This is a genomic window from Pseudomonas sp. CYM-20-01, assembly GCF_023169845.1.
In the GTDB taxonomy this organism is placed as follows: domain Bacteria; phylum Pseudomonadota; class Gammaproteobacteria; order Pseudomonadales; family Pseudomonadaceae; genus Aquipseudomonas; species Aquipseudomonas azotoformans.
Genome location: NZ_AP025169.1, coordinates 3,459,019 through 3,481,960, shown reverse-complemented (window position 1 = coordinate 3,481,960; position 22,942 = coordinate 3,459,019). Strand labels below are relative to the sequence as shown.

22 protein-coding genes and 1 tRNA gene are annotated in these 22,942 nt (G+C 59.9%); 10 read left to right on the top strand and 13 right to left on the bottom strand.

Features of this window, described 5'->3' with window-relative positions:
• Window positions 1-75 precede the first annotated feature (75 nt).
• The 3 genes from mgtA (at window position 76) to M2497_RS15535 (ending at window position 4,043) form a co-directional block, all read left to right on the top strand.
• The gene (mgtA, locus tag M2497_RS15545) at window positions 76-2,790 is read left to right on the top strand and encodes a magnesium-translocating P-type ATPase (protein WP_248481412.1); all 2,715 of its coding nucleotides are present in this window, start codon (window positions 76-78) and stop codon (window positions 2,788-2,790) included.
• 65 nt (window positions 2,791-2,855) lie between these two features.
• Window positions 2,856-3,203 (top strand): DUF2493 domain-containing protein, encoded by a 348-nt coding sequence (locus M2497_RS15540; protein WP_025999705.1) that lies wholly within the window; start codon window positions 2,856-2,858, stop codon window positions 3,201-3,203.
• An 18-nt stretch (window positions 3,204-3,221) separates the two neighbouring features.
• Complete coding sequence (locus tag M2497_RS15535; RefSeq protein ID WP_248481410.1) at window positions 3,222-4,043, top strand: hypothetical protein; 822 nt, start codon at window positions 3,222-3,224, stop codon at window positions 4,041-4,043.
• Here the strand turns inward: M2497_RS15535 and M2497_RS15530 are convergent.
• Entirely contained in the window at window positions 4,040-4,732 is a 693-nt protein-coding gene (locus M2497_RS15530; RefSeq protein WP_248481409.1) for a tellurite resistance TerB family protein, read from the bottom strand. The two genes, M2497_RS15535 and M2497_RS15530, sit on opposite strands and share 4 nt — an antisense overlap.
• Window positions 4,733-4,857: 125 nt before the next feature.
• On the opposite strand from M2497_RS15530, the gene M2497_RS15525 reads away from it, so the two are divergent.
• Window positions 4,858-5,385: a DinB family protein gene (locus M2497_RS15525; RefSeq protein WP_248481407.1), complete on the top strand. Its 528-nt coding sequence runs from the start codon at window positions 4,858-4,860 to the stop codon at window positions 5,383-5,385.
• On the opposite strand, the gene M2497_RS15520 is transcribed toward M2497_RS15525, so the two are convergent.
• Window positions 5,357-5,830 (bottom strand): GFA family protein, encoded by a 474-nt coding sequence (locus M2497_RS15520; RefSeq protein ID WP_248481406.1) that lies wholly within the window; start codon window positions 5,828-5,830, stop codon window positions 5,357-5,359. The two genes, M2497_RS15525 and M2497_RS15520, sit on opposite strands and share 29 nt — an antisense overlap.
• A gap of 194 nt (window positions 5,831-6,024) precedes the next feature.
• On the opposite strand from M2497_RS15520, the gene M2497_RS15515 reads away from it, so the two are divergent.
• Window positions 6,025-6,306, top strand: coding sequence for a hypothetical protein (locus tag M2497_RS15515; protein ID WP_248481405.1), 282 nt, complete (start codon window positions 6,025-6,027; stop codon window positions 6,304-6,306).
• Window positions 6,307-6,406: 100 nt separating this feature from the next.
• On the opposite strand, the gene M2497_RS15510 is transcribed toward M2497_RS15515, so the two are convergent.
• Window positions 6,407-6,493, bottom strand: a tRNA-Leu gene (locus M2497_RS15510).
• A gap of 212 nt (window positions 6,494-6,705) precedes the next feature.
• Here M2497_RS15510 and M2497_RS15505 point away from each other — a divergent pair.
• Window positions 6,706-7,032 carry a DUF2388 domain-containing protein gene (locus M2497_RS15505; protein ID WP_248481404.1) on the top strand — a complete coding sequence of 109 codons (327 nt, stop codon included), beginning with the start codon at window positions 6,706-6,708 and terminating at the stop codon, window positions 7,030-7,032.
• Between the two features lie 30 nt (window positions 7,033-7,062).
• A complete protein-coding gene (locus M2497_RS15500) occupies window positions 7,063-7,332 on the top strand; it encodes a hypothetical protein (RefSeq protein ID WP_248481403.1) in 270 nt (89 codons plus the stop codon).
• Here M2497_RS15500 and M2497_RS15495 read toward each other — a convergent pair whose 3' ends face one another.
• The gene (locus M2497_RS15495; RefSeq protein WP_058427841.1) at window positions 7,333-7,662 is read right to left on the bottom strand and encodes a hypothetical protein; all 330 of its coding nucleotides are present in this window, start codon (window positions 7,660-7,662) and stop codon (window positions 7,333-7,335) included. It lies immediately after the preceding gene.
• A gap of 230 nt (window positions 7,663-7,892) precedes the next feature.
• Here M2497_RS15495 and M2497_RS15490 point away from each other — a divergent pair, with 230 nt between their 5' ends.
• Window positions 7,893-8,498, top strand: a complete 606-nt coding sequence (locus M2497_RS15490; RefSeq protein ID WP_248481402.1) for a cysteine hydrolase — start codon at window positions 7,893-7,895, stop codon at window positions 8,496-8,498.
• Window positions 8,499-8,557: 59 nt separating this feature from the next.
• Here the strand turns inward: M2497_RS15490 and M2497_RS15485 are convergent, their stop codons facing one another.
• The 6 genes from M2497_RS15485 to pstS all read right to left on the bottom strand — a co-directional run bounded on the left by M2497_RS15485 (window position 8,558) and on the right by pstS (window position 13,676).
• Window positions 8,558-9,148 (bottom strand): hypothetical protein, encoded by a 591-nt coding sequence (locus M2497_RS15485; protein ID WP_058427839.1) that lies wholly within the window; start codon window positions 9,146-9,148, stop codon window positions 8,558-8,560.
• Window positions 9,148-9,846, bottom strand: a complete 699-nt coding sequence (locus M2497_RS15480; RefSeq protein WP_248481401.1) for a hypothetical protein — start codon at window positions 9,844-9,846, stop codon at window positions 9,148-9,150. Before M2497_RS15480 ends, M2497_RS15485 begins: the two co-directional genes overlap by 1 nt.
• A 30-nt stretch (window positions 9,847-9,876) precedes the next feature.
• Complete coding sequence (gene pstB / locus M2497_RS15475; protein ID WP_217649954.1) at window positions 9,877-10,638, bottom strand: phosphate ABC transporter ATP-binding protein PstB; 762 nt, start codon at window positions 10,636-10,638, stop codon at window positions 9,877-9,879.
• Between the two features lie 76 nt (window positions 10,639-10,714).
• The gene (gene pstA, locus M2497_RS15470) at window positions 10,715-11,608 is read right to left on the bottom strand and encodes a phosphate ABC transporter permease PstA (RefSeq protein ID WP_058427836.1); all 894 of its coding nucleotides are present in this window, start codon (window positions 11,606-11,608) and stop codon (window positions 10,715-10,717) included.
• Window positions 11,608-12,573 (bottom strand): phosphate ABC transporter permease subunit PstC, encoded by a 966-nt coding sequence (gene pstC, locus M2497_RS15465; RefSeq protein WP_248481400.1) that lies wholly within the window; start codon window positions 12,571-12,573, stop codon window positions 11,608-11,610. The genes pstA and pstC overlap by 1 nt, the downstream gene beginning before the upstream one ends.
• 74 nt (window positions 12,574-12,647) lie before the next feature.
• On the bottom strand, window positions 12,648-13,676 hold the full coding sequence (gene pstS, locus M2497_RS15460; RefSeq protein WP_058427834.1) for a phosphate ABC transporter substrate-binding protein PstS: 1,029 nt from the start codon (window positions 13,674-13,676) through the stop codon (window positions 12,648-12,650).
• 186 nt (window positions 13,677-13,862) lie between these two features.
• On the opposite strand from pstS, the gene ppk2 reads away from it, so the two are divergent.
• The gene (gene ppk2, locus M2497_RS15455) at window positions 13,863-14,780 is read left to right on the top strand and encodes a polyphosphate kinase 2 (RefSeq protein WP_058427833.1); all 918 of its coding nucleotides are present in this window, start codon (window positions 13,863-13,865) and stop codon (window positions 14,778-14,780) included.
• A 25-nt stretch (window positions 14,781-14,805) separates the two neighbouring features.
• On the opposite strand, the gene treS is transcribed toward ppk2, so the two are convergent.
• The 3 genes from treS to M2497_RS15440 all read right to left on the bottom strand — a co-directional run bounded on the left by treS (window position 14,806) and on the right by M2497_RS15440 (window position 21,132).
• Window positions 14,806-16,869, bottom strand: a complete 2,064-nt coding sequence (gene treS, locus M2497_RS15450) for a maltose alpha-D-glucosyltransferase (protein WP_248481398.1) — start codon at window positions 16,867-16,869, stop codon at window positions 14,806-14,808.
• Between the two features lie 43 nt (window positions 16,870-16,912).
• Window positions 16,913-20,122 (bottom strand): hypothetical protein, encoded by a 3,210-nt coding sequence (locus M2497_RS15445; RefSeq protein ID WP_248481396.1) that lies wholly within the window; start codon window positions 20,120-20,122, stop codon window positions 16,913-16,915.
• A 242-nt stretch (window positions 20,123-20,364) separates the two neighbouring features.
• Window positions 20,365-21,132, bottom strand: coding sequence for an AraC family transcriptional regulator (locus M2497_RS15440; RefSeq protein ID WP_248481394.1), 768 nt, complete (start codon window positions 21,130-21,132; stop codon window positions 20,365-20,367).
• A 187-nt stretch (window positions 21,133-21,319) separates the two neighbouring features.
• Here M2497_RS15440 and M2497_RS15435 point away from each other — a divergent pair, with 187 nt between their 5' ends.
• A complete protein-coding gene (locus M2497_RS15435; protein WP_248481392.1) occupies window positions 21,320-22,939 on the top strand; it encodes an APC family permease in 1,620 nt (539 codons plus the stop codon).
• The last annotated feature ends 3 nt before the right edge of the window (window positions 22,940-22,942 follow it).

The window sequence follows — 22,942 nt, the reverse complement described above, 5'->3', positions numbered from 1 at the left end:
CATGCTTTCGCTCGCCTGTCATCAGGCCGGTAACGGGTATGTTTTGTCGAAAAATTGGCGACAGGAGCACACACCATGAGCGCCGTAAAAAACGCCCCACTGAACAAAAAGAGCAGCAGCCACACCGACGCCAAACTGTCGATGCGTGCCGCCCGCGAAGCCCAGAACGGATTGTCGGCCACCTTGGCCAACGTCCGCGCCACCAAAGACGGCCTCACCGAGCTGGACGCCCAGGCGCGCCTGCAACGCGAAGGCTACAACGAAGTGGCGCATGACAAGCCGCCTCACGCCATCGTGCAGTTCCTGCAGGCACTGAACAACCCGTTCATCTATGTACTGCTGACCCTGGGCGGCATCAGTTTCTTCACTGACTGCTGGCTGCCGATGCAGGAAGGCGAAGACGCCGACCCGACCAAAGTCATCATCATCATGACCATGGTATTGCTCAGCAGCCTGCTGCGCTTCTGGCAGGAACACCGCTCGGCCAAATCCGCCGAAGCCCTCAAGGCCATGGTCCGCACCACCGCCACCGTGCTACGCCGTGAGCAAGTGGGTTCCCAGCCGACCCTGCGTGAGGTGCCGATGCGCGAGTTGGTAGCCGGCGATATCGTGCAGCTGTCGGCCGGCGACATGATCCCGGCCGATATCCGCCTGATCGAGTCCCGTGACCTGTTCATCAGCCAGGCGGTGCTGACCGGCGAAGCCTTGCCGGTCGAAAAGTACGACACCCTCGGCGATGTCACGCAGAAATCCGCCAGTTCCATGGCCGCCGACCAGGGCAACCTGCTGGACCTGCCCAACATCTGCTTCATGGGCACCAACGTGGTCAGCGGGCGTGCGCAGGCTGTCGTCGTGGCCACCGGGGCACGCACCTACTTTGGCTCCCTGGCCAAGGCGATTGTCGGCTCGCGGGTGCAAACCGCCTTCGACCGGGGCGTGAACAGCGTCAGCTGGTTGCTGATCCGCTTCATGCTGGTGATGGTGCCGATCGTGTTCCTGCTCAATGGCTTCTCCAAGGGTGACTGGGGCGATGCGTTCCTGTTTGCCCTGGCGGTGGCCGTAGGCCTCACCCCGGAAATGCTGCCGATGATCGTCAGCGCCAACCTGGCCAAGGGCGCCACGGCCATGGCCAAGCGCAAAGTGGTGGTCAAGCGCCTCAACGCGATCCAGAACTTCGGCTCGATGGACGTACTGTGCACCGACAAGACCGGCACGCTGACCCAGGACAAGATCATCCTCGAACACCACGTCAACGCCTTCGGCCAACGTGATGATGCGGTGCTGTCCCTGGCCTGGCTCAACAGCCATCACCAGAGCGGCATGAAAAACCTGATGGACCAGGCCGTGGTGGAGTTCTCGGAACGTAATCCGAAGTTCCAGGTGCCGTTTGCCTACAGCAAGGTCGATGAGTTGCCGTTCGACTTCGTCCGCCGTCGCCTGTCAATCGTGGTCAAGGATGCCGCCGACGATCAACTGCTGGTGTGCAAAGGCGCCGTGGAAGAGATGCTGGGCATCTCCACCCATGTGATGGAAGCCGGCGCTGCGGTGCCACTGGATGAGCGTCGCCGCGAGGAGTTGCTGGCGATTGCCAACGACTACAACGAAGACGGTTTCCGTGTGCTGGTGGTGGCGACCCGTCACATCCCTAAATCCCTGGCGCGTCAGCAATACACCACGGCCGATGAGCGCAACCTGGTGATCCAGGGCTTCCTGACCTTCCTCGATCCACCGAAGGAAACCGCCGGCCCTGCGATTGCCGCGCTGCAACAGATTGGCGTTGCGATCAAAGTGCTCACCGGCGACAACGCGGTGGTCACCAGCAAGATCTGCCGCCAGGTCGGCCTCGATCCAGGCCAGCCGCTGCTGGGCACCGAAATCGAAGCGATGGACGACGCGACACTGCTGCGCCGCGTGGAAGAACGCACGGTATTTGCCAAGCTGACACCGCTGCAGAAATCCCGGGTGCTCAAGGCGCTGCAAGCCAACGGCCACACCGTGGGCTTCCTCGGTGACGGGATCAACGATGCACCGGCGCTGCGCGATGCCGACGTGGGGATCTCGGTCGACACCGCCACCGATATCGCCAAGGAATCAGCCGACATCATCCTGCTGGAAAAGAGCCTGATGGTGCTGGAAGAAGGCGTGCTCAAGGGTCGCGAGACCTTCGGCAACATCATGAAGTACCTGAACATGACTGCCAGCTCCAACTTCGGCAACGTGTTCTCGGTGCTGGTGGCCAGTGCGTTCATTCCGTTCCTGCCGATGCTGTCGATCCACCTGCTGCTGCAGAACCTGATGTACGACATCTCCCAGCTGGCGCTGCCGTGGGACAAGATGGACAAGGAATACCTGGCCAAGCCGCGCAAGTGGGATGCGAAAAACATCGGCCGCTTCATGATCTGGATCGGGCCGACCTCGTCGATCTTCGACATCACCACGTTTGCGCTGATGTGGTACGTGTTCGCCGCCAACAGCGTCGAGATGCAGACCCTGTTCCAGTCCGGCTGGTTTATCGAGGGCCTGCTTTCGCAAACCCTGGTGGTGCACATGCTGCGTACCCGCAAGATCCCGTTCTTCCAGAGTACCGCCGCGTGGCCGGTGTTGATGATGACCTGCGTGGTGATCGTGCTGGGGATCTACGTGCCGTTCTCGCCGCTGGGCACCCTGGTGGGCCTGCAACCGCTGCCGATGGCCTACTTCCCATGGCTGGTGGGCACCTTGCTCAGCTACTGCTGCGTGGCCCAACTGATGAAGACGATCTACATCCGCCGCTTCAAGCAGTGGTACTGATCTCTCCCGCCGTTTAAACGGTGGCGGTCGCCCGGCCGCCACCGTGCACTACAAGGAAACACCCTATGCGCGTCTTGATCTGTGCAGGTCGTCATTACGCCGACACCAAAATGTCCCGCCAGGTGCTGGACGCTTACCACCGCCTGCGCCCGGTGCAGGTATTGATCCACGGCGGCAATCAATTCCTCGGCAGTGACGTCGAGGAATGGGCACGGGAACTGGGCATCGATGTGGTGCGCTACCCGCCCAACTGGCAACGCCACGGCAAACAGGCGGAACGCCAGCGCAACCATTTCATGCTGACCGACAGCCGCCCCGATGTGGTCATCGCCCTGCCCGGCGGGGACGACACCAGCGAGCTGGTGTGCCAGGCCAAAGCCAGCGGCATTTCGGTACTGACCGTAGAAAGCTGAATTCATGCGAGGTGCATCATGCACAAAAAACACACCCCAGCCCGTCAGGACGGGTTTGCCAAATACCGTGCGCGTCACTACCGCGGTGCACGCCACACGTTACTGCTGCTGCCACCGGCCAAACGCCGCGCATTGCAGCGCAATTTGATCTTCATCGGCCTGACCCTGGGCATCCTGCTGGCGATTGCCTTGCTGTCAAAAGCCCACGCGGCCGGCGGCTCCTATGTGGTCGACGACGGTGCGATCAACGCGCCAGGCGAATGCAACGTCGACGCCTGGTACACCACCAACCGCCACGACGGCAGTACCCACACAGAAACGCTGTCACCGGCCTGCACCTTCGCCGCGCTGCCTTCGGTGCAATGGGGCGCGGCCCTGTCGCGTGCAACCAGCACAGACAAGGGCGAAACCCAGGTGAACCCGCAGCTAAAGGCCCAGGTGTGGTCGCGGGAGGATCTGGGCCTGGAACTGGCCCTGTCCGCCGGCGCGCACTTTGCCCTGGATCGTCATCACGGGTTTGATGGCGCGGACTTCAATATTCCGTTGACCTGGCAACCGCTGACACCCCTGCGGCTGAACCTGAATGCCGGCTGGTCCCATGCCTACAACGATGGTGACCAGAAACACCGCCTGACCTGGGGCACCGGTTTTGAATACCAGGTGGCGCCGTTGCTGACGCTGATCGCCGAACGCTACGGCCAGGAAGGCGGCGACCAGGCCTGGCAGGCCGGGCCCCGGTTGCATTTGGGCGAATTCGTCGACGTGGACCTGGTGGTCGGCCGCAGCCTGATCGGTGATCGGGCGCAGTGGTTGACCACCGGCGCCACGCTGCGTTTCTAGGCCTTGGCTTGTTGTTCCAGGTGCAGTTGCAATTGCGGGTCGATTTGCAGCTGCCCTGCCAGGTCGTCCAGGTAATTGCGTTCGGCGTCCTGCTGATCGTCCACCAGCATCACACTGGCCAGGTACACCTCGGCCGCCACGGCCGGGTCGCTGGCAAACTCGGCGAAATCCGCGGCATCCAGCGGCTTGGCCACTTCGGCGTCGAGCCACTCTTGCAGTTGCGGGTCGTCGGTATGCCGGCCCAGCTCATTGGAGATCAACTGCTGCTCTTGCTCATCGATGCGCCCGTCTGCCTTGGCCGCCGCGATCAAGGCACGCAGTACCGCGTGGCTATGGGCTTCGGCGGCGGAGCCGTCGAGCTGGTCCACCGTCTGGAAGGCTTGCTGCGGCGCGCTGGCCTGCTGGCGTTGCCAGGCTTGATAGGCCTGGAATGCGGCCATGCCCAGGGAGGCCAGTGCCGCGTAGTTCATCCCGCCGGAGCGCCCTTGGGCAGGACGAGCGCCCGTCGCACCGCCCAGCATGCCGCCAAGGCCACCCAATAGATCACCCAGGCCGCCACCGGTTGAAGCATTGCCGGTGCTGGTGCCTTTCAATAAACCGCCCAATAGCCCACCGAGGCCACCGCCCGAAGAAGCACTGCCACCTTGCCCGGCGCGCAAGAGTTGTTCCAGTAAGTCGCTGGTGTTCATGGTGCTACCCTCCCAGGGCGCAGTGTTGGCGTTTAACAAACATAGCCCGGCCTTGCCGGAACACCATGACCGCCGGGCGGGCGCGACTTATCATTGCGTCACCGCGCCTTCGAGAGAACAGCCACGTGAACCGGATTGAACACATCGCATTGATGGCCAACTACAACCAGTGGATGAACCGCAAGCTCTACGACGCGGCCAACACGTTGTCGGACGCGCAGTTGTCGATGGATCGCCAGGCGTTTTTCGGCTCGATCCTCGGCACGCTGAACCATGTGGCGCTGGGCGACACCGTGTGGCTCAAGCGCTTTGCCGGGCATCCCGCCGGGTACACAGCGCTGGCGCCGCTGGAGGCGATTGCCGCACCGCTCGACCTGAGGCAGTTGGCATTTGCCGATATCCGCGAACTGGCCACCCACCGCGCCTGGCTGGACCAACTGATCATCGACTGGGCCCACACCGTGCGCGAGCCCGACCTGGATCAGCGCCTGCACTACAGCAACATGCGCGGCGTCGCAGCCGACAAGCCGTTCTTCGGCCTGCTGGTGCACTTCTTCAATCACCAGACCCATCATCGCGGCCAGGCCACCACCCTGCTGAGCCAGGTGGGGCTGGATGTGGGCACTACGGATTTGCTGGCGCTGATCGAATGAACTCAGCGTACGCCTGCAGCAAGCGCGGAAATTCCTGAGGTTCGGGCAATTGCGCAAAGCTTTCAACGGCGGGCGTGGACACCCAGGGCAATTTTTCGCGGGTCCAGGTTTCCATGAAAGGTACGTAATCGCCGGCGTTATCCAGCAACGTCGCACGCACGTTGACGAACTCATCGATGCCATGGGGACGGGTGAACAGCCAGCTCATGCAGTGCGGGCAAAAGTAATGCCGGTCCACGCCCTGCAGGCCGCCGATCACCGGGCAGCCCTGGGTCACCGTAAAACCGCTGGCGGGAATCAACGCGCTCAGGGAGAACGCGCTTGAGGACATCTTCTGGCAACCGGTGCAGTGACAGGCCATGGTGATCACTGGGGCGGCACTCACGCTGAAACGTACACGTTCACAACGGCAGCTACCCTCTTGCGGCGGGGTGTCGGCGCTCATCATTGCTTCCTTTTCATGGATGGGGTGGGTGGCAGGTTAACGTCCGACCCCGACCTTGAACAGCCCAGGCACCCAACCGAACGCTCAGCTGCACCTGGGGTCGTAACCTTAGGTGCCGGGGTTTTACTACCCCGCCCTCCCCGCGTGCATCGTGGGTCTACCGATGCGCGTACCCCCAAGAAGGAGACGCTTACATGGTCATTCACTTCAAGGTCGCCGGCCACCTCGCCTGTGGTCACCACGGCAACAACCTGCCTTCCAGCAACGAGCTGAACCGGGTCAAATGCCGTACCTGCCGCAATACCGAAGCCTACAAGGAAGCGCGCCGCACCCAGCGCAATGCCGCCCGCCGTGCCAATCGCAAGGCCAAGAGCCACACCGCCGTCGACTGGCGCAGTGCATGGACACAACGGTTGACGGACTTGCCAGGGTTGCAGCGTTTGCCACGGGGATTTAGTGGTCAGCCGTTTGTATAAGCCGCACATGCAAAAAAGCCCCGGATGATCCGGGGCTTTTTTTGTTCTTAAAAAAGATAAGGGCCTGCGTCAGGTTTCCCCGGCAAGCCCTTGATATCTATGGTGCCCGAACCCGGAATCGAACCGGGACGCCCTTACGAGCGGGGGATTTTAAGTCCCATGCGTCTACCAGTTTCGCCATTCGGGCGGCAGCGCGTGTTGCAGGGTTGGGAATATATAGATCCCTTCGCCTCGATGCAAGGTCGCAAGACAGCTTTATCGCACAACTGGACGGGTGAAAAAAGCTTGTTAGATCAGTGATCTAGATTAGCTTTTGGAAGCCAGTCCAAGAGACCTGTTGCTCGGCAACCCGCCAGCTCTGGTACTGTGACGCCCCCAACGGAATGGACACATCGCAGAATGGACTCACGCAAGGTATTTACAATCATTGCCCTGGCAGTGCTCGGCAACTCAGCCGTGGCCGCCGAGAACAACAACCCGTTTCAGGCCGCGCTGATGCTCACGTCGGTCGCTCCGTTTGTGCTGACCTCCGGCGCCCTGGCGTTAACCTCCGCTATTCCTGACCTGTTCAAATCCTCCAAAAGCGATGCACTTGCGTATATCGGCTCAGGGGGAGAGATCCGTGGGGCGCAGTTTGAACAGGCATCGCGCTACTACCGTTCAAACTACACTGCCCCCCTAATGTCTGACATGCAGTTGGCCCAGGCCATTGCCACGACTCTCTGACCCTTCAGCCCAACAAGGAAGTCATCGCTGATGCACAAGTCCCCTACCTGGCTACACACAACCCTGTCGATGCCGGTCTACGCGACTGCGGTCGTGTTTTGGATGTTGACCGTCTACCTGATCGTCACTGCGTCGGTGAAGATGCTTTCCCGATTTGTGACGCCCGAGCAGATTGGCGAAGGGGTGGCCAACTTGCTCGTAGCCGTTGCCCTGGCCGCATTGGGTAGTGGCCTGTGGAAACTGGCCAGGTATGTCCGGACGTCATCCTTCAAAAAGCCGGCGAAGGCGACTTTGACGTAACTATTCTGTAACAGACGCAGCGTCTGGCGCTGGCTTCTTGAGCGCCAGCGCTGGATCGGGCACCTCGACCCAGCCCTTCTTCAGATACTCACCTGCCACGATTTTACGTATCAGGAAACAGTAGATGATGGGCAATACTGCAATCGGTATCGCCGCCCAGGGCGGGCCTGCCAAGAGGCCCAGTCCGAGGGCGGCCCCCCAGATCAGCAAGTGGCGCCAAAGGCCCGCGAAGAGCAGGTAGAGAGGGCCGAGAAACAGTACGGCCAGGACCTGAAAGGCGTCGACCTCTTCAACCTGGTCACTGTCCGGATGTTTGAAATAGCGGGTCATTGCACTGTCCTTGTGGGGTGAGAAGCCCGAAGAATCTAACACTGGAGGCCTTGTATTCCTACTGAACCATCAGCCTTTCCTGACGAGCCTGCGGGTCGCTGCCCATTGATGTTGAAGCCGACTATGCTAAGGCGATGTGCCTGATCCGAGACGTCAGGCTCGCCCGCCTCTGGTTCCCCAGCGGCTGGTAGCGGAATACCCGCAGTGACCCCCCCTATCGGAGACCCGAGATGAATCCCAACGCCACCGCCCTTGTCCTGATCGAATTCCAGAACGACTTCACCACCCCGGGTGGTGTGTTCCATGACGCGGTCAAAGACGTGATGCATCAGTCCGACATGCTGGCCAACACCGCCACCACCGTGCAACAAGCGCGCACACTGGGCGTAAAGATCATTCACCTGCCCATCCAGTTCGCCGAAGGCTATCCGGAGCTGGCATTGCGCGACTATGGGATTCTCAAAGGTGTAGCCGACGGCAGCGCGTTTCGTACCGGCAGTTGGGGGGCCGAGATCAGCGAGTCGATTACCCGTGAACCCGGGGATATTCTCGTGGAAGGCAAGCGCGGGCTGGATGGTTTTGCCACCACGGGCCTGGACCTGGTGCTGCGCAACAATGGTGTCCAGAACCTGGTGGTGGCAGGCTTTCTGACCAACTGCTGCGTCGAAGGCACGGTGCGATCAGGGTATGAGAAGGGTTACAACGTGGTGACCTTGAGCGACTGCACCGCCACCTTCACCGACGAACAACAAAAGGCCGCCGAAAACTTCACGCTGCCGATGTTTTCGAAGGTGTTGCGCCATACCGAGTTTCTTGGGGCGTTGAGCGCCCAGTAAGAGAAAAGGGAGCGACTGATCACTCAGTCGCTCCCTTTTATTTCATCCGTCGAGTGATTTTATCCGTTGAGCGTCAACCCCGGATACGCCCGCACTGGCACCTTGTGCCGCTGCGGTTGCTGCCGGGCAAGCTGCGCCTGGACCTGCGCAACCGCATCCAGCACGCGTTGCGCCCACTGCTCGTCTTCCGGGTCGACGACCACCACGCGAAAACCATGGTCGACGCCTTCAAGCTGCACACCCTCGGAATCATCGACATGCAAGTCAATGTCGAAGGCCGGCGGGAATTTCGACGGTGTGCTCGTCAGCCCACGCTCGGTGAGAGCCTGGTTGTGTCGCACGCTGTTGACCACGCCATCCACATGAATGCCGTACAACAACAACCAACGACGGATGTAGGACGGCGTGCGGCCCGACGAGGTGTAGACCCACACGCTGCAGCCCTGGCGGCGCAGCTCGCGGGTCAGCTTGCGGGTGCCGCTGCGCAGCGGCTCACCCAGCCAACGGTGCACACACGCCGGCAAGCGACTATGTTCGGTCGCGCTGTGGTGCAACTGGCAGGCCAGCGTGTCATCGATATCGAACGAGATACGAATGCGTTGACGCTTGAACACCCGCTTGATTGTGTCGAGCACTGGGTACCTTCCCATCATTGATTTCCCTGATACACAGGCACAGGTGTGTCGCTCAGGAAAAACTCCATTGGATCAGGGGCCTTATCTTCCAGGAACGCGGCATATTTTTTCTTGATCTTGGGCAATTCGTACAAGGCCATGACGCCATGCTTGGCGGAGTTGCGTATGACCGAGGACGGGTTGAAGTAGCCCTCGGCGTTGTCCAGCGTCAGTACAAATGGGGCCAACCCCTCGCGCATTAACATGTAGCTGACGATCAGCGAGCCACTGCGGTGGTTGCCTTCAATGAACAACTGCGGCTTGCTGAGGACCCGCACATACACCCCGGCTGCACGCTTCCACACCGACTCGTTGTGGTGCTTGCAGTACCAGTTGTACAAGTCCTTGATGCCACCTTCGACATTGTTGAAAAAATGCACTTCGGTGGCCGCCAGGTGCTGGGCGTATTCACGCCTGCGTACCGGGTCCGTGCCGCACAGCACGGTGGCGTTGATCTCCAGCATCAGGTTCAGCTGCTGAAGGTCGAACAGATCGACACCGCGCGCCACATAGTCGTCAATCAGCGCGTAGCCTTCAAGCACATTCTGCAGCACTTCGTCCGTCAGCGGGTCGCGTGGCTCGGTAAAGTCCCGGCTGAGCTGGGCAAAACGGCTCTGGACCTCACGCAGGGCGCGTTCGATGGCGAGCAAATCAAGACGACGTGTTGCGGTCATTGGCAATCCTGAAAAACGATGAATGGCGGGTCAGCTGAACTTGCCGCTGATGTAGTCCCCGGTCATTTGTTCGCGCGGGTTTTCGAAGATCTGCGTGGTCGCGCCCATTTCCACCAGGTAACCGGTACGGGTGCCCTGGGAGATGTCCACCGAGAAAAACGCGGTGGTATCGGCCACACGGATCGCCTGCTGCATGTTGTGGGTGACCAGTGCGATGGTGTAGTCCTTCTTCAACTCGACCATCAGCTCTTCCACCCTGCGCGTGGCAATCGGGTCGAGTGCCGAGCAGGGTTCGTCCAGCAACAGCACTTCCGGCTCGGTGGCGATGGCGCGGGCGATGCACAGGCGTTGCTGCTGACCGCCGGACAGCGACAGGCCGCTGACCTTGAGTTTGTCCTTGACCTCATCCCACAACGCAGCGCCTTGCAGGGCGTGCTTGACGCGGTCGCCGAGGTCGCCCTTGTAGCGGTTCAGGCGCAGGCCAAAGGCCACGTTGTCGAAAATACTCATCGAGAACGGGTTCGGCTGCTGGAAGACCATGCCGATGTAGCGACGTACGACCACCGGGTCAACGCCTTTACCGTATACGTCCTGGCCGAGGAAGTGCACATGGCCTTCGAAACGGAAGCCCTTCACCAGGTCGTTCATGCGGTTGAGGCTACGCAGCACCGTGGACTTGCCGCAGCCGGACGGGCCGATGAAACCGGTGATCTTGTTTTTCTCGATCGGCACATGGCTGTCACGCACCGCCATGAAATTACCGTAGAAAATCTTGTCCAGCTTGCAGTCCATGACCACAGGCGACTGAGTGATAAACGGAGCGGCTACTTGCGCAGTTGACATGTTCAAAATTCAGATGCTCCCGTTCTTAGTACTTGGGCTTGCCGAAAATACGGCTCACGATATTCACGACCAGCACGATCATCACCAGCACCAACGAAGCCGCCCAGGCGAGCTCGAGCTGGTTGTCGAACGGCATGCCGGAGAAGTTGTAGATCAGCACGGCCAGGGACGCGGTCGGATTCATCACCGCCAGGCTGCCGTCGTGGTAGATCCAGTAGTTGCTGAACAGCGCGGTGAACAACAGCGGTGCGGTTTCGCCGGCGGCGCGGGCCACGGCGAGCATGACGCCCGTGAGGATCGCGGGCATGCCGGTGGGCAAGACGATTTTCCAGATCACCTGCGAGCGGGTGCAGCCCATGCCGTAGGCGGCGTCCTTCATGATCTTGGGCACCATCTTCATCGACTCTTCCGCCGTCAGCACCACGATCGGCAGCATCAGCACGGCCAACGCCACGCCACCGGCCGGGGCCGAGTATGTGCCGGTGGTCATCACCACCAGGGCGTAGGCGAACACACCCGCCAGGATCGATGGCAAGCCGGTGAGCATCTTGGCGGCAAAGCGCGAGGCGTTGGCCAGCTTGCTGTCCGGCCCCAATTCCGCGAGGAAAATCGCCGCCAGGATGCCGACCGGCACCGCGATGGCGGCAGCGATACCGACCATCACGAAGGTACCGGCCATGGCGTTGCCGAAGCCGCCGCCAGTCTCGAAACCGGTAGGCGGCAGTTCGGTGAACACTTCCAGGCTCAGGCGCGCACCGCCACGGGTGATCAGCATGTAGAGCACGGAAATCAGCGGCACGCTGGCCAGCAGTGCGCCGAACCACACCAGGGTGGTCAGCACCAGGCTGCGCAGGGCACGGCCCTCGAACCGGCGCTGCAGGCTCGGCATGGCCGTCATCGGCGTAGAAAGGTCAGTCATTATTTAGTCCCCCGCTGGGCGTAGACCATGATCATCGAACCGATGATGTTCACCAGCAGCGTGATGAACATCAGCACCAGGGCGGCGTACATCAACACTTCGATCTCGTTGGGCCCGGCTTCGGGGAAGTTCAGCGCCAACAGGGCCGCCAAGGTGTTGGCCGGTGCAAACAGCGACAGCGAGATGTTATTGGCGTTACCCACCAGCATGGCCAGGGCCATGGTTTCACCCAGGGCACGACCGAGGCCGAGCACCAGGGAACCGAAGATGCCGGTCGCAGCGGACGGCACCATCACCTTGAGAATCGCTTCCCAGTGGGTGGTGCCCATGCCGTAGGCGGCTTGCTTGGTTTTCATCGGTACACCCGTGAGGGCGTCCTGGGAAACGGCAGCGATGGTCGGCAGGATCATGATCGCCAGTACCAATGCGGCCGGTAACAGGCCCGGCCCGCTGAGGGACGTGCCAAAAAAAGGAATCCAGCCCAGTTCAGTGTTCAGCCACGCAGTCAGTGGGCGGATGGCCGGGATCACCACGTAGATGCCCCACAGGCCGTAGACCACGCTGGGGATGGCGGCGAGCAATTCGACGATGGTGCGAAACACCGCCGCCAGTTTGGCTGGCAGGAAATCCTGGGTGAGAAAAATCGCCATGCTGACGCCGAAGAAACCTGCGATCAGCAACGCGATAAGGGCGCTGTAAAGCGTGCCCCAAATAGCTGGCAAAATGCCGTATTTGCCTTGGTTAACGTCCCAGACACTGCCGAACAGCACATCAAAACCGTGCTTTTCCATGCCGGGAAGTGCCTTGCGCCCTACTTCGAAGACCAGCGCGAAGACCAGCGCCAGCACCAACACCACGCCTATGCGTGCAAGCGCACGGAAGGTACGGTCAACCACAAAATCCTTGGTAGAGGGTGGCTGGCACGCAGAATCCGGGTTGACCGGTACGACAAAGGGTTTGTTCATTGGTTGATTCCGGAACAAGGGGGGATCGCTCCCGACATGGCTGACCGCCCATGCCGGGAGTGGCGTGGCGAGCCTTACTGGATGTTGGCGGAAGCTTTGCGAACTTGGTCGACTACCGATTTAGGCAGCGGGATGTAGCCCATCGAGTCGGCGATTTTCTGGCCTTCGGTCAGGCTGTACTCGACCATTTCACGCATGGCCTTGGCCTTGGCCGGGTTGCCGTTGTCCTTGCGGAAGATCATCCAGGTGTAGGAGGTGATCGGATAGGACTTGGCGCCATCCGGATCCGGCAGCCAAGCCACCAGGCTTTCCGGCATCTTCACCGCAGCCAGGGCTTCGGCACCGCTTTCGGCGTTTGGTACCACGTACTTGCCGGCCTTGTTCTGCAACTGGGCAAAGTCAACCTTGGCCAGTTTGGCGAAGCCGTACTCGATGTAACCGATGGCGCCCGGGGTCTGGCGCACGGTGGCGGTCACGCCGTCGTTCTTCGGCGACTTGATGAACTTGTCGCTGGCAGGCCAGTTGACGGTGTTGCCTTCGCCCAGGTCTTTCTGGAACTCAGGGTTGATCGCCGACAGGTGCTTGGTGAATACCGCTGTGGTGCCGCTGGAGTCTGCGCGCACCACCACGGTGATCGGCAGCTCTGGCAGTTTCAGGCCAGGGTTGGCGGCAGCGATCTTCGGATCGTTCCACTTGGTGATCTTGCCCAGGAAGATGTTGGAGTACACGTCGCGCGGCAACTTGAGCTCTTTAGGGTTGCCCGGCAGGTTGAAGGCCAGCACGATTTCACCAGCGGTCATCGGCAGCAGTTGCACGCCTTCGGCCACCTTGGCGATGTCTTCGTCTTTCATGGCCGAGTCGCTGGCGGCGAAATCGACGGTTTTGTTCAGGAAGTCCTGTACACCCGCACCGCTACCCTTGGACTGGTAGTCAACGGTGACGCCCTCGGTTTTCTTGCTGAAATCCTTGAACCAGGTGAGGTAGATCGGCGCGGGGAAGCTCGCACCGGAACCGGTCAGACGGATGCTCTCGGCAGCAAACACCGAGGTGGCACTGAGAGAAACCGCAACGGCGAGTGCAGCAGACTTCATCAGACGTTTCATTCAGGAAAATCCTTGTGAATTACGGGCTGGGGAACTCTGCAACAATCTTGTTACGGTTTTATGAACGTGGAGTGGCAAAACGCCTGGTTGTCCCCCTCTCCCCCCGCAATCAGGCATTTTGACGTCATTGGTTCGTAACAAATTGAGACTAAGACTTTGCCATCTCCCACCACGCGAGCTCCGTCCATGTCCTCGATCGAAGACGCCTTGATGCAACGCATCCACCGTGAACTGCTGGATCACAGTGACGAAGAGCTGGAACTGGAATTGTCCGAAGACGGGCACGACCTCAATGCGCTGTTTGACGAACATGTGGGTGAAAGCGCCGAAAAAACCGCACGCCGCATCTACTTCAGCGAGCTGTTCCGCCTGCAAGGCGAACTGGTGAAGTTGCAGAGCTGGGTGGTCAAGACCGGCCACAAGGTAGTGATCCTGTTCGAAGGGCGGGATGCCGCCGGCAAAGGCGGTGTGATCAAGCGCATCACGCAGCGCCTGAACCCCAGGGTCTGCCGGGTGGCCGCCCTGCCCGCGCCGAACGACCGCGAACAGACCCAGTGGTACTTCCAGCGCTACGTCTCACACCTGCCGGCCGCCGGTGAAATCGTGCTGTTCGACCGCAGTTGGTACAACCGCGCCGGCGTCGAGCAGGTCATGGGGTTCTGCAATGCCGACCAGTACGAAGAGTTCTTCCGCAGTGTGCCGGAGTTCGAACGCATGCTCGCCCGCTCCGGCATCCAGCTGATCAAGTACTGGTTTTCCATCTCCGACCAGGAACAGCACCTGCGTTTTCTCAGCCGCATTCACGACCCGCTCAAGCAGTGGAAACTCAGCCCCATGGACCTGGAATCCCGTCGGCGCTGGGAAGCCTATACCAAGGCCAAGGAAATCATGCTTGAGCGCACCCACATCGCCGAAGCGCCATGGTGGGTGGTGCAAGCCGATGACAAGAAGAAAGCCCGCCTCAACTGCATCCACCATTTGCTCGGGCAGATGCCGTATGAAGAAGTGCAATTGCCGGTAATCGAGTTGCCACAGCGTGTGCGGCAGGAAGATTATTCCCGCAGCCCCACGCCGCCGGAGTTGATCGTGCCGCAGCTCTACTGAGTCAGCTGCAAGCTCGCCCCCGCAATTACAGGGGCGAGTTGCTCACCACCCGCAGCGCCAGGCCCTCATAGGCATCCAGCGTGATCGTAAACTCGCCTTCCGCCGTCAAGTCACCCTCGACCCGCTCATTGATGATGTCCACCACCATGCCCGCGCCAATATCCGGCAAATGCAGGGTTTCGGTGATGGGCGTGGCACCGAAGTTCAGCGCGGTGATTTGTATGCCTTTACCGGCCGGCAATTCATGGACCATCACCAGCAGCCCCGGGTTTTCCACTTCCGGCACCTGGATCTGGCGGCTGGCGGCGATGTCATAGGCACGGCGTACCGCGAGGATTTTTTGCAGCTGCGAGGCAAACGACTCAGGGTCCTGCAACTGGCTGTTGAGGCTGCCATACAAGCTTTTCGAGCGCGGCATCTGGCCGGCGGACAATTCGGCATCCGGGTTCAAATCCACCAGGTCATAAGCACCGCGATGAATCCAGCGCGTATCGCCGTCCTGCATCAAGTGCTCGACCTCTTCCGCCGCCAGCGGCAGCGCCCCCACCAGGTCCCAGCCCGACAAGGCAAACACCCCCGGTTGCATGGCGTTGTACATCACCAACAGCAAATGGATCTGGCGTATCTGCTGGATATCCGCTTGGGTGATGGCGTCCAGGTCGCGAATCCCCAGCGCCGCCGTGATGATACTGACGGTGGTGCAGGACACGCCGTTGGTGACGAACTTGAGGTTGTACGGTGCCTGTTCGCCGGCCAGGCGCTCGTACATCTGTTCGCGAATGTGCTCGCGCAGGATGTTCCCGGGAAAGGTCTGGCCCTGGTACAGGAAAGTGTCATGGGCATGCAGGGTCCAGAAGTGCACCAGTTCCAGGGTCAGTTCATCGTGGTTCTGCAACGCGTGGATCAGCGAGCCAGGGTCGATGCCCTGGCGGTGCATTTCGCGCAGCATCAGGCGCAGGAACTCGGCGTCGCCCATCAGCAACGCGTGCTGGTAAGCGGGACGGGTGATGAAGTCATAGGACAGGTCGGCGCCGCCATGGGACATGGACGCGATGTCGTCCACGGTGAGGTTCAACTCCTGGAAACTGAAGCCGCCGGCCTTGCGAATCGCCCCGCCGAGCAACTGGTTGCCGGTGATCGACAGCGGATGGCTCTCGGACCAGGCCGTGCCGTCCAGCTTGCGCTCCACGCCGAGGAAACCATTGGCGTCCAGGCGCAGGATCTTCGCCCCCATCACGTCGATGGCGTGCAATGCATCGCCGATGATCATCTGCTGCGCGGCGAAAGTCGGGTCCAGCCAGTTCAGCGATGGCTGGCCTTCCTTGAAGTAATGCAGGTAGACCCAGCGACGCGGCTTGCCATCCACGCCCAGCACCACGTCGGTGGCGCTCCAGTCGGTTTCCTTGACGCCGGGCTCGAAGAAGATCACCCGCTGCAGCTGGCCGACGATGTAGTGCTTGTCACGCAATGCATCGACCTGCGCCGGGCTGAGGTTCTGCGCATCGCGGCCCTCGGCGACGTCGGGCAGCAACGACCAGTCTTCTTCGCGGATTTCCACCATGTGGTACAGGCCGGGGTAGTCCTCGTACGCCATCTCGGCCAGGCGGAAGTCCGCGCCCTTGCCGGTGTGGGACGGGATCACATCGTCGATGATCACCGCATTGTGCGCCGCGGCCATGCGCGTCAACGCCTGCAACTGCGCCTCGGTGCCCAGTTGCGGGTCGATCTCGAAACTGATGCGGTCGAAATTGCCGTCGATGGTCGGCGTGTGCTGTGTACCGCTCAAACCGCCGGATTTTTTCAGCGGACCGTTATGGATGCCCTGGATGCCGATCTTCGACAGCGCATGCCACAACGCCTCATCCCCCAGCGCCTCCAACACCGTGCCGCCTTCGCGGGTCACGATTGACGCTGGGTACGCCGTAAACCATACCGACGACAACGCCGAAGCATCCCGGGGCCGGGTCTGCGCGTAAGGCTGCTGCCACAACCGGCCCTGGCCCGAATAGAGCTTGGCGCGCTGGCGGGCCGCGTGCAGCATCGATTGTTCCACCAGCCAGTTCACATGGTTGTTTTCAGCCGCAGTCATAAGCGTGGTACCTGTCGTCGTGGATGAGTCCAACGCGGCAGTATCAAGTCTCGATAACACCGGGTGTAGTCATATGAGGCGTCGAGGGGCTATTCGTTGCATTGAATGTGGGGTTGCGTCGTTCGAAATACGCAGCGTGCTCCGGACTCGCATGGAGATGGACGAACTCCCTCATCATCTCGGAATGCGGCAGAAAACTTGAAGCGACAAGCATGCCCCAGCGTTCGCTCGGGATCGTGTTCAACATTTCAGTGGATTTCAGTGTGGTCGTCGAAAACAACCTCAACAACACTTCATCAGAAATCACAGCCTGTTTTAGTAAATACAGTTGTAGTTTGTGATGGTCATCGGGATGGAGTTGCCAGAGAGAATCCCCCAAGACCTCCAGGTTCAGGAGGATGAAGTTGTTCAGGGCAGCTCTTTTCTCCCTGTTGTGACGCTCCGCCTTGGTGTGAAAACGCGGCGTGAGGATATCGGTATTCGCTCGAAAATATGTCCAGACGGCTTCAGCTTTGTCACTGACCCTATCGGCAGCCATCAGCCGCACCCACAGACTCATGGAGGCGCTTTCAAGTGTCGCGAATTCGCAGTCTGTGCGATCCAGCAAGGATCTGACCCACTCAGGCTCGGCATAAATAGCAGTAAGCAACGCGGCCAAAGACTCTGCTGACTCATCCAACATGCCAGTCTGGCTGAGTAATTGCTGGACCAGTCTCTGTGGGTCACGCTCCAACAACGTTTCGATCCCCTCCAGTCGCAACGCTGTCAGCCGACGGTAAGTTACAGGCGACTCCTGTTCCGAGCCCAACTCAAATGACGCGCATATCAAACGAAGCATTTTCAGTTCAGGCGCGATAAACCCCCAGCTCACCAACTGCTTGAGGTCATCCGCCGCGACGGCATCACTGAGGTTATAAAATTGCACAGGATGTTGACGCAACCAGCCCCATGTGGCCTCGCCCTTGGCAAGCAGCGACACGACATCGCTGACATCCTGCAACCCTTCAAGGCTTTCTAGCACGCCGTGGTCGCAGTCTTCCAGTGCGCTGATTTGCTCAGGAGCCAAGCTGCTGACTATTGCGCAGACCAACGCCTGCTTTGGACCGCTGTCCACAAAACGTTTTGACGAGAACAGCCCCTCAAGAGACTCAGGGTCGGTGTCGTAGATAGCTTGAATCAAGGCGGGGGCGTTTTCACTTGTCAGGATGGAATCCACCACACTGGCAAAGCGTGGCATGAATTGCGCTGCCGTGCTGAGGATCGCGTTCAGCTTCCACCCATGGGTACCGTGGTCCGCAGCCGTGTATTGACTGCACAGGTAATCGACCAACCCTGCAATCAAGCCGCGCCCCTCCCCCAACGCTTTTTGGTCAAGTTTGCCGAGCACCCTCTCCGGGTTATTGACGACTGTCATCACCTCTGGTGACTCACCACCGCGCAGGGCCAGGATCAGGTTCTTGTCATCCTGCGTGAGCGACCCTTCGTAGAAAAACCCTTGGTAATCGTAGTAGTCGGTGTCGAAATATCCTTCACGCATCAGATAAATCAACGCTTTTATAGACCCGAGCTTCTGAGTCAGTACTTCGCCATACTCGGCCCTTGCAGCCTCTCTGAAGGACATGCGCTGGATGCGGATGCTCTGATTGTTCAGCGCTTCGATTTTCCTGGTAAAAACCTCCCGCTCAGCCGTCAGTCCCGAAGCGCGTTCCCGGTATGACGTCAAGTGCAAGACGCGCTCACTCTCAACCGTTTTTACCTGAGTGTTAAAGTTGATGTGATGGCGACTTTCCATGGACAGCGTCCGGTTTTTCTTGATCATTTCATCAAAAAACTCGTCTTGTACAAACTCCGTCAACGTCATTGTCACTTCGTTGTCGTACGTGAGATCAGTGGTGTCCACGGGATTGATCAGCTTGACGACCTGATACCAAACGCAAACCCTCAGTTCTTCCAGACTCGCAAGGTGTTCGCGCTCCACAATCGCCAGTTGCTCTCGCACGTCAGATATCTGCGCATCAATCTCTTTTGCCTGGGCAATACGCCAAGCACCAAACTCATTGAAGACAGAAAAAATCGGCCCGCGTCGCTTGAGCAGCTCGGCACAGGCCTCCGGGTACAGGTTGCGCACGGCCACCATCGCCAACAGTTTGTTAACGTCCAGTTTCACGCCGCGACCACCCAGCAGGCTGGAGAACAGGTCCAGCTCGTTGATGATGTTCTTGATCAACCGCATATCGTCGATGTAGTAACACACCGTCTCGATCAGCACAGGGTCGAAACGGCGAATTGAATCAAAGCGTTTTGCCTTGAGCAGGTCCATCATCTTTTCCTGCGAGTTCTCCGAGTTGACTACGGGTACCACGGGAATGATCAGGTCAAAGAACTTTGCCTGGTCGTCAGCGAAGAACAGTTCATCGCGTATTGCATAGATGAAGTGCACGGGACGCTTGATTTGTGGTGATTGCTTGATGGTGAAGTTGATTTCGCGCAGGCGAAAAAACACGTCCTGAATGCCAAATCGATCAAGGTCCTCGATCACGACGACGTTGATATCACTGCGTTCGAAACAGTAGATGATCTCGTCGACATGCTTGTGCAGCACTGAACCATGGTGAAGGGATTCCAGTTTCCCGCCTTTGAGGGTCAGCCCGTCGATGCTGAAAAGCGACAAGTACTTCAAGGCGCAATACAGCAAGTACACACCCGCAGCCAGGACGAACGCCAGGGTCCAACTATCCGGCACCCACAACAGTTGAGTGATAAGCCAATCGGGAACGTATTTGGGCATAGGATCGACGAAAGGCAGGTACAGCCGCACACCACAGGCAACCAACAGGGCGAAGAACACCGTATGAAAGAGGTTGCGGGCATTCGAGGCGTGTACGATGCGTTTCAACCGCGTTTTTGGCACCTTACGCGCAGGTACGGCGTAGAGCAGCTGCTGGACGATGGTCTCCTCAATGCGTGGCATCAGATCATCGTTTTTGGCCGGCGGTTCAGCCGGCGATACTGCACGCTCTGCCGGGTTGTCTTGACTGAACGTGGCAAGGGAGACGAATACAGGCTCGTATTCGGGGTGACGATCAAAAAAAGTCCTGATCACGCTGCTCTTGCCTGCGCCGTACCCACCCGTTATCGCAATGTTGCGAACCTGCTCGTTTTCGAGCGCGTGCAGCAACTCACTGACATAGCGATCAGCCTGCGCCCCCTCGAGCAATACAGGCGTCAAGTCTACGAAACCCTCTTCACTCAAGGGTATCGCCTTGTGCGCTCTCCATACCTTGAGGAAGGCGCTGATGCTCCGTTTAAACCTGATCACTATTCCTTGAGTCACTGAATCATCCTTTAACAATCTGAGGTGCGGCATGAAAGCGCCCACCATGATAGCTCAATGCCATCCTCGCAGTCCTGCAATCCATCTCAACGTACTCGCTGGGTTCCACACACAGCGGTGTTGCCATCGCCAGCAAGCCGGCTCCTACAGAAACGCTTCATTCAGCGAGTGTCCCGATACTGCCTCGGCGTAAACCCCGTCGAGGCCTTGAACTGCCGAGTGAACGCACTGTGGTCGGTGTACCCGCACTGCAGTGCCACCTCGGTGATCGGCAGGTCGCTGTGCAATAACCGGTGGGCGTGTTCCAGCCGCACTTTCTGGATCATCTGCCGGGGCGTGAGGTGGAACACGCGCTTGCAGTAACGCTCCAGCTGCGCCACGGAAATCCCGGCGATGCGGGTCAACTCACCGAGGGTGACGCGGCGGTTGAAGTGCGCACGGATATGCGCGTCCACGGCGGCCAGGCGTTGGTAGGCGGGGTGGCTTTCGCTGGCGGTTTGCAAATCGACCGAGATGCCGGCCAGGCCGATGATTGCGCCGAGGTGGTTGTACAGCGGCCACTTGTGGGTCAGGCACCAGCCGGGTTCACGGGTGCCGTACAGGTGCAGTTCAAGCTGGTCTTCCAGCACAAACCCCTGCTCCAGCACGCGGCGGTCCTGCTCGGTGTAGCCCGGCCCCAGTTGTGCGGGGAAGACCTGGGCGCTGGTCTTGCCCAGCAGCGGTTGCAGTTGCCTGAGACCGCAGCGGTGTACCAGCGTGCGATTGGCGAGGAGGTAGCGGGCCTGGGTGTCCTTGATGAAAATCGCCGCATTGGGGATCACATCCAGCATCGGCAACAGCTGCACCACACTGGCCAGGAGCTGCTCGATGCTGTGGGGTCGATTCGCTTCATCCCCTTGGCACAGGGCCGCAAAAGCAGTCTGCAACATGACTTTCGATCCCCCGTTGAGTGCCTCGACGCACGCAGATTGCCCGATGGCTTGAGCGCTGTCGAGCCACGAAAACTGTGCCGATTTCGTCATCGATGTCGGCAAAAAACATCAATCGCGCCGCCGCCTGTGAGTTCACTGTATGGCCACTGCATGCCTATCCAATAACTCACAAGAAGGCGACGCTATGTCAGGTCAAGGCAAGTTCAAGAAACAACTTTCATTGGTGGACCTCACGTTTATCGGGCTGGGGGCCATCTTCGGTTCGGGCTGGTTGTTCGCCGCCAGTCATGTGTCGGCCATTGCCGGCCCGGCGGGGATCATTTCCTGGCTGATTGGCGGCTTCGCGGTGTTGCTGCTGGGTATTGTGTACTGCGAGTTGGGCGCCGCACTGCCCCGCGCCGGTGGCGTGGTGCGCTACCCGGTTTATTCCCACGGCCCGTTGCTGGGCTACCTGATGGGCTTTATCACGCTGATCGCGTTTTCCAGCCTGGTCGCCATCGAAGTGGTCGCCTCGCGCCAATACGCAGCGGCCTGGTTTCCCGAGCTGACCAAGGTCGGCTCCAGCGACCCGACCACCCTCGGTTGGCTGGTGCAGTTCGCCCTGTTGTGCCTGTTCTTCGTGCTCAATTACCGCAGCGTAAAGACCTTCGCCATCGCCAATAACCTGGTCAGCGTGTTCAAGTTCATCGTGCCGTTGCTGGTGATCGGTGTGCTGTTCACCTTCTTCAAGCCGGCGAATTTTCAGGTACAGGGTTTTGCGCCGTTCGGCCTATCCGGGATCGAGATGGCGGTGTCGGCCGGTGGGGTGATTTTTGCCTACCTGGGGCTCACACCGATCATCTCGGTGGCCAGTGAGGTGAAGAACCCGCAGCGCACGATTCCGATTGCTTTGATCCTCTCGGTGCTGCTGTCTACGGCGATCTACGTGCTGCTGCAAACCGCCTTCCTGGGCGGCGTGCCCACCGACATGCTCGCCAACGGCTGGGCCGGGATCAGCAAGGAACTGGCGCTGCCTTACCGGGATATAGCCTTGGCATTGGGCGTGGGCTGGCTGGCCTACCTGGTGGTCGCCGACGCGGTGATCTCCCCCAGCGGCTGCGGCAACATCTACATGAACGCCACGCCGCGGGTGGTGTATGGCTGGGCGCAGACCGGCACGTTCTTCAAGATCTTCACGCGTATCGACGAGAAGTCCGGCATCCCGCGCCCGGCGCTGTGGCTGACGTTTGGCTTGTCGGTATTCTGGACCCTGCCGTTCCCCTCCTGGGAAGCGCTGATCAATGTGGTGTCCGCTGCGTTGATCCTCAGCTATGCCGTGGCCCCGGTGACCGTCGCCGCACTGCGCCGCAATGCACCGCAGATGGCGCGGCCGTTCCGGGTCAAGGGCATGGCCGTGCTCGGTCCGCTGTCGTTCATCATCGCTGCGCTGATCGTGTACTGGTCCGGCTGGGGCACGGTGTCCTGGCTGCTCGGCCTGCAAATCCTGATGTTCGTGGTGTACCTGTTGTGCGCGCGCTGGGTGCCGACCGAGCACCTCGACCTCAAGCAGCAAGTGCGTTCTTCAGCCTGGCTGATCGGTTTCTACGCGGTGACCATCCTGCTGTCCAAGCTCGGCAGTTTTGGTGGCATCGGTGTGCTCAGCCATCCGCTCGACACCCTTGTGGTCGCGGCTTGCGCACTCGGCATTTACTACTGGGGCGCAGCCACTGGCGTGCCAGCTCACTTGGTTCGGCTGGAACACGAAGCCGATGAAAGCGAAGCGGTTGACGAGTCTCACGCCCCGCTGACGCCCGCCACTTACTGATTC

What these genes read in the sequence shown, in the direction of transcription:
- mgtA (WP_248481412.1), top strand. Translation starts at nt 76, where the DNA reads ATGAGCGCCGTAAAAAACGCCCCACTGAACAAAAAGAGCAGCAGCCAC.
- M2497_RS15540 (WP_025999705.1), top strand. Translation starts at nt 2,856, where the DNA reads ATGCGCGTCTTGATCTGTGCAGGTCGTCATTACGCCGACACCAAAATG.
- M2497_RS15535 (WP_248481410.1), top strand. Translation starts at nt 3,222, where the DNA reads ATGCACAAAAAACACACCCCAGCCCGTCAGGACGGGTTTGCCAAATAC.
- M2497_RS15530 (WP_248481409.1), bottom strand. Translation starts at nt 4,732, where the DNA reads ATGAACACCAGCGACTTACTGGAACAACTCTTGCGCGCCGGGCAAGGT.
- M2497_RS15520 (WP_248481406.1), bottom strand. Translation starts at nt 5,830, where the DNA reads ATGAGCGCCGACACCCCGCCGCAAGAGGGTAGCTGCCGTTGTGAACGT.
- M2497_RS15515 (WP_248481405.1), top strand. Translation starts at nt 6,025, where the DNA reads ATGGTCATTCACTTCAAGGTCGCCGGCCACCTCGCCTGTGGTCACCAC.
- M2497_RS15505 (WP_248481404.1), top strand. Translation starts at nt 6,706, where the DNA reads ATGGACTCACGCAAGGTATTTACAATCATTGCCCTGGCAGTGCTCGGC.
- M2497_RS15500 (WP_248481403.1), top strand. Translation starts at nt 7,063, where the DNA reads ATGCACAAGTCCCCTACCTGGCTACACACAACCCTGTCGATGCCGGTC.
- M2497_RS15495 (WP_058427841.1), bottom strand. Translation starts at nt 7,662, where the DNA reads ATGACCCGCTATTTCAAACATCCGGACAGTGACCAGGTTGAAGAGGTC.
- M2497_RS15490 (WP_248481402.1), top strand. Translation starts at nt 7,893, where the DNA reads ATGAATCCCAACGCCACCGCCCTTGTCCTGATCGAATTCCAGAACGAC.
- M2497_RS15485 (WP_058427839.1), bottom strand. Translation starts at nt 9,148, where the DNA reads ATGGGAAGGTACCCAGTGCTCGACACAATCAAGCGGGTGTTCAAGCGT.
- M2497_RS15480 (WP_248481401.1), bottom strand. Translation starts at nt 9,846, where the DNA reads ATGACCGCAACACGTCGTCTTGATTTGCTCGCCATCGAACGCGCCCTG.
- pstB (WP_217649954.1), bottom strand. Translation starts at nt 10,638, where the DNA reads ATGGACTGCAAGCTGGACAAGATTTTCTACGGTAATTTCATGGCGGTG.
- pstA (WP_058427836.1), bottom strand. Translation starts at nt 11,608, where the DNA reads ATGACTGACCTTTCTACGCCGATGACGGCCATGCCGAGCCTGCAGCGC.
- pstC (WP_248481400.1), bottom strand. Translation starts at nt 12,573, where the DNA reads ATGAACAAACCCTTTGTCGTACCGGTCAACCCGGATTCTGCGTGCCAG.
- pstS (WP_058427834.1), bottom strand. Translation starts at nt 13,676, where the DNA reads ATGAAACGTCTGATGAAGTCTGCTGCACTCGCCGTTGCGGTTTCTCTC.
- ppk2 (WP_058427833.1), top strand. Translation starts at nt 13,863, where the DNA reads ATGTCCTCGATCGAAGACGCCTTGATGCAACGCATCCACCGTGAACTG.
- treS (WP_248481398.1), bottom strand. Translation starts at nt 16,869, where the DNA reads ATGACTGCGGCTGAAAACAACCATGTGAACTGGCTGGTGGAACAATCG.
- M2497_RS15440 (WP_248481394.1), bottom strand. Translation starts at nt 21,132, where the DNA reads ATGTTGCAGACTGCTTTTGCGGCCCTGTGCCAAGGGGATGAAGCGAAT.
- M2497_RS15435 (WP_248481392.1), top strand. Translation starts at nt 21,320, where the DNA reads ATGTCAGGTCAAGGCAAGTTCAAGAAACAACTTTCATTGGTGGACCTC.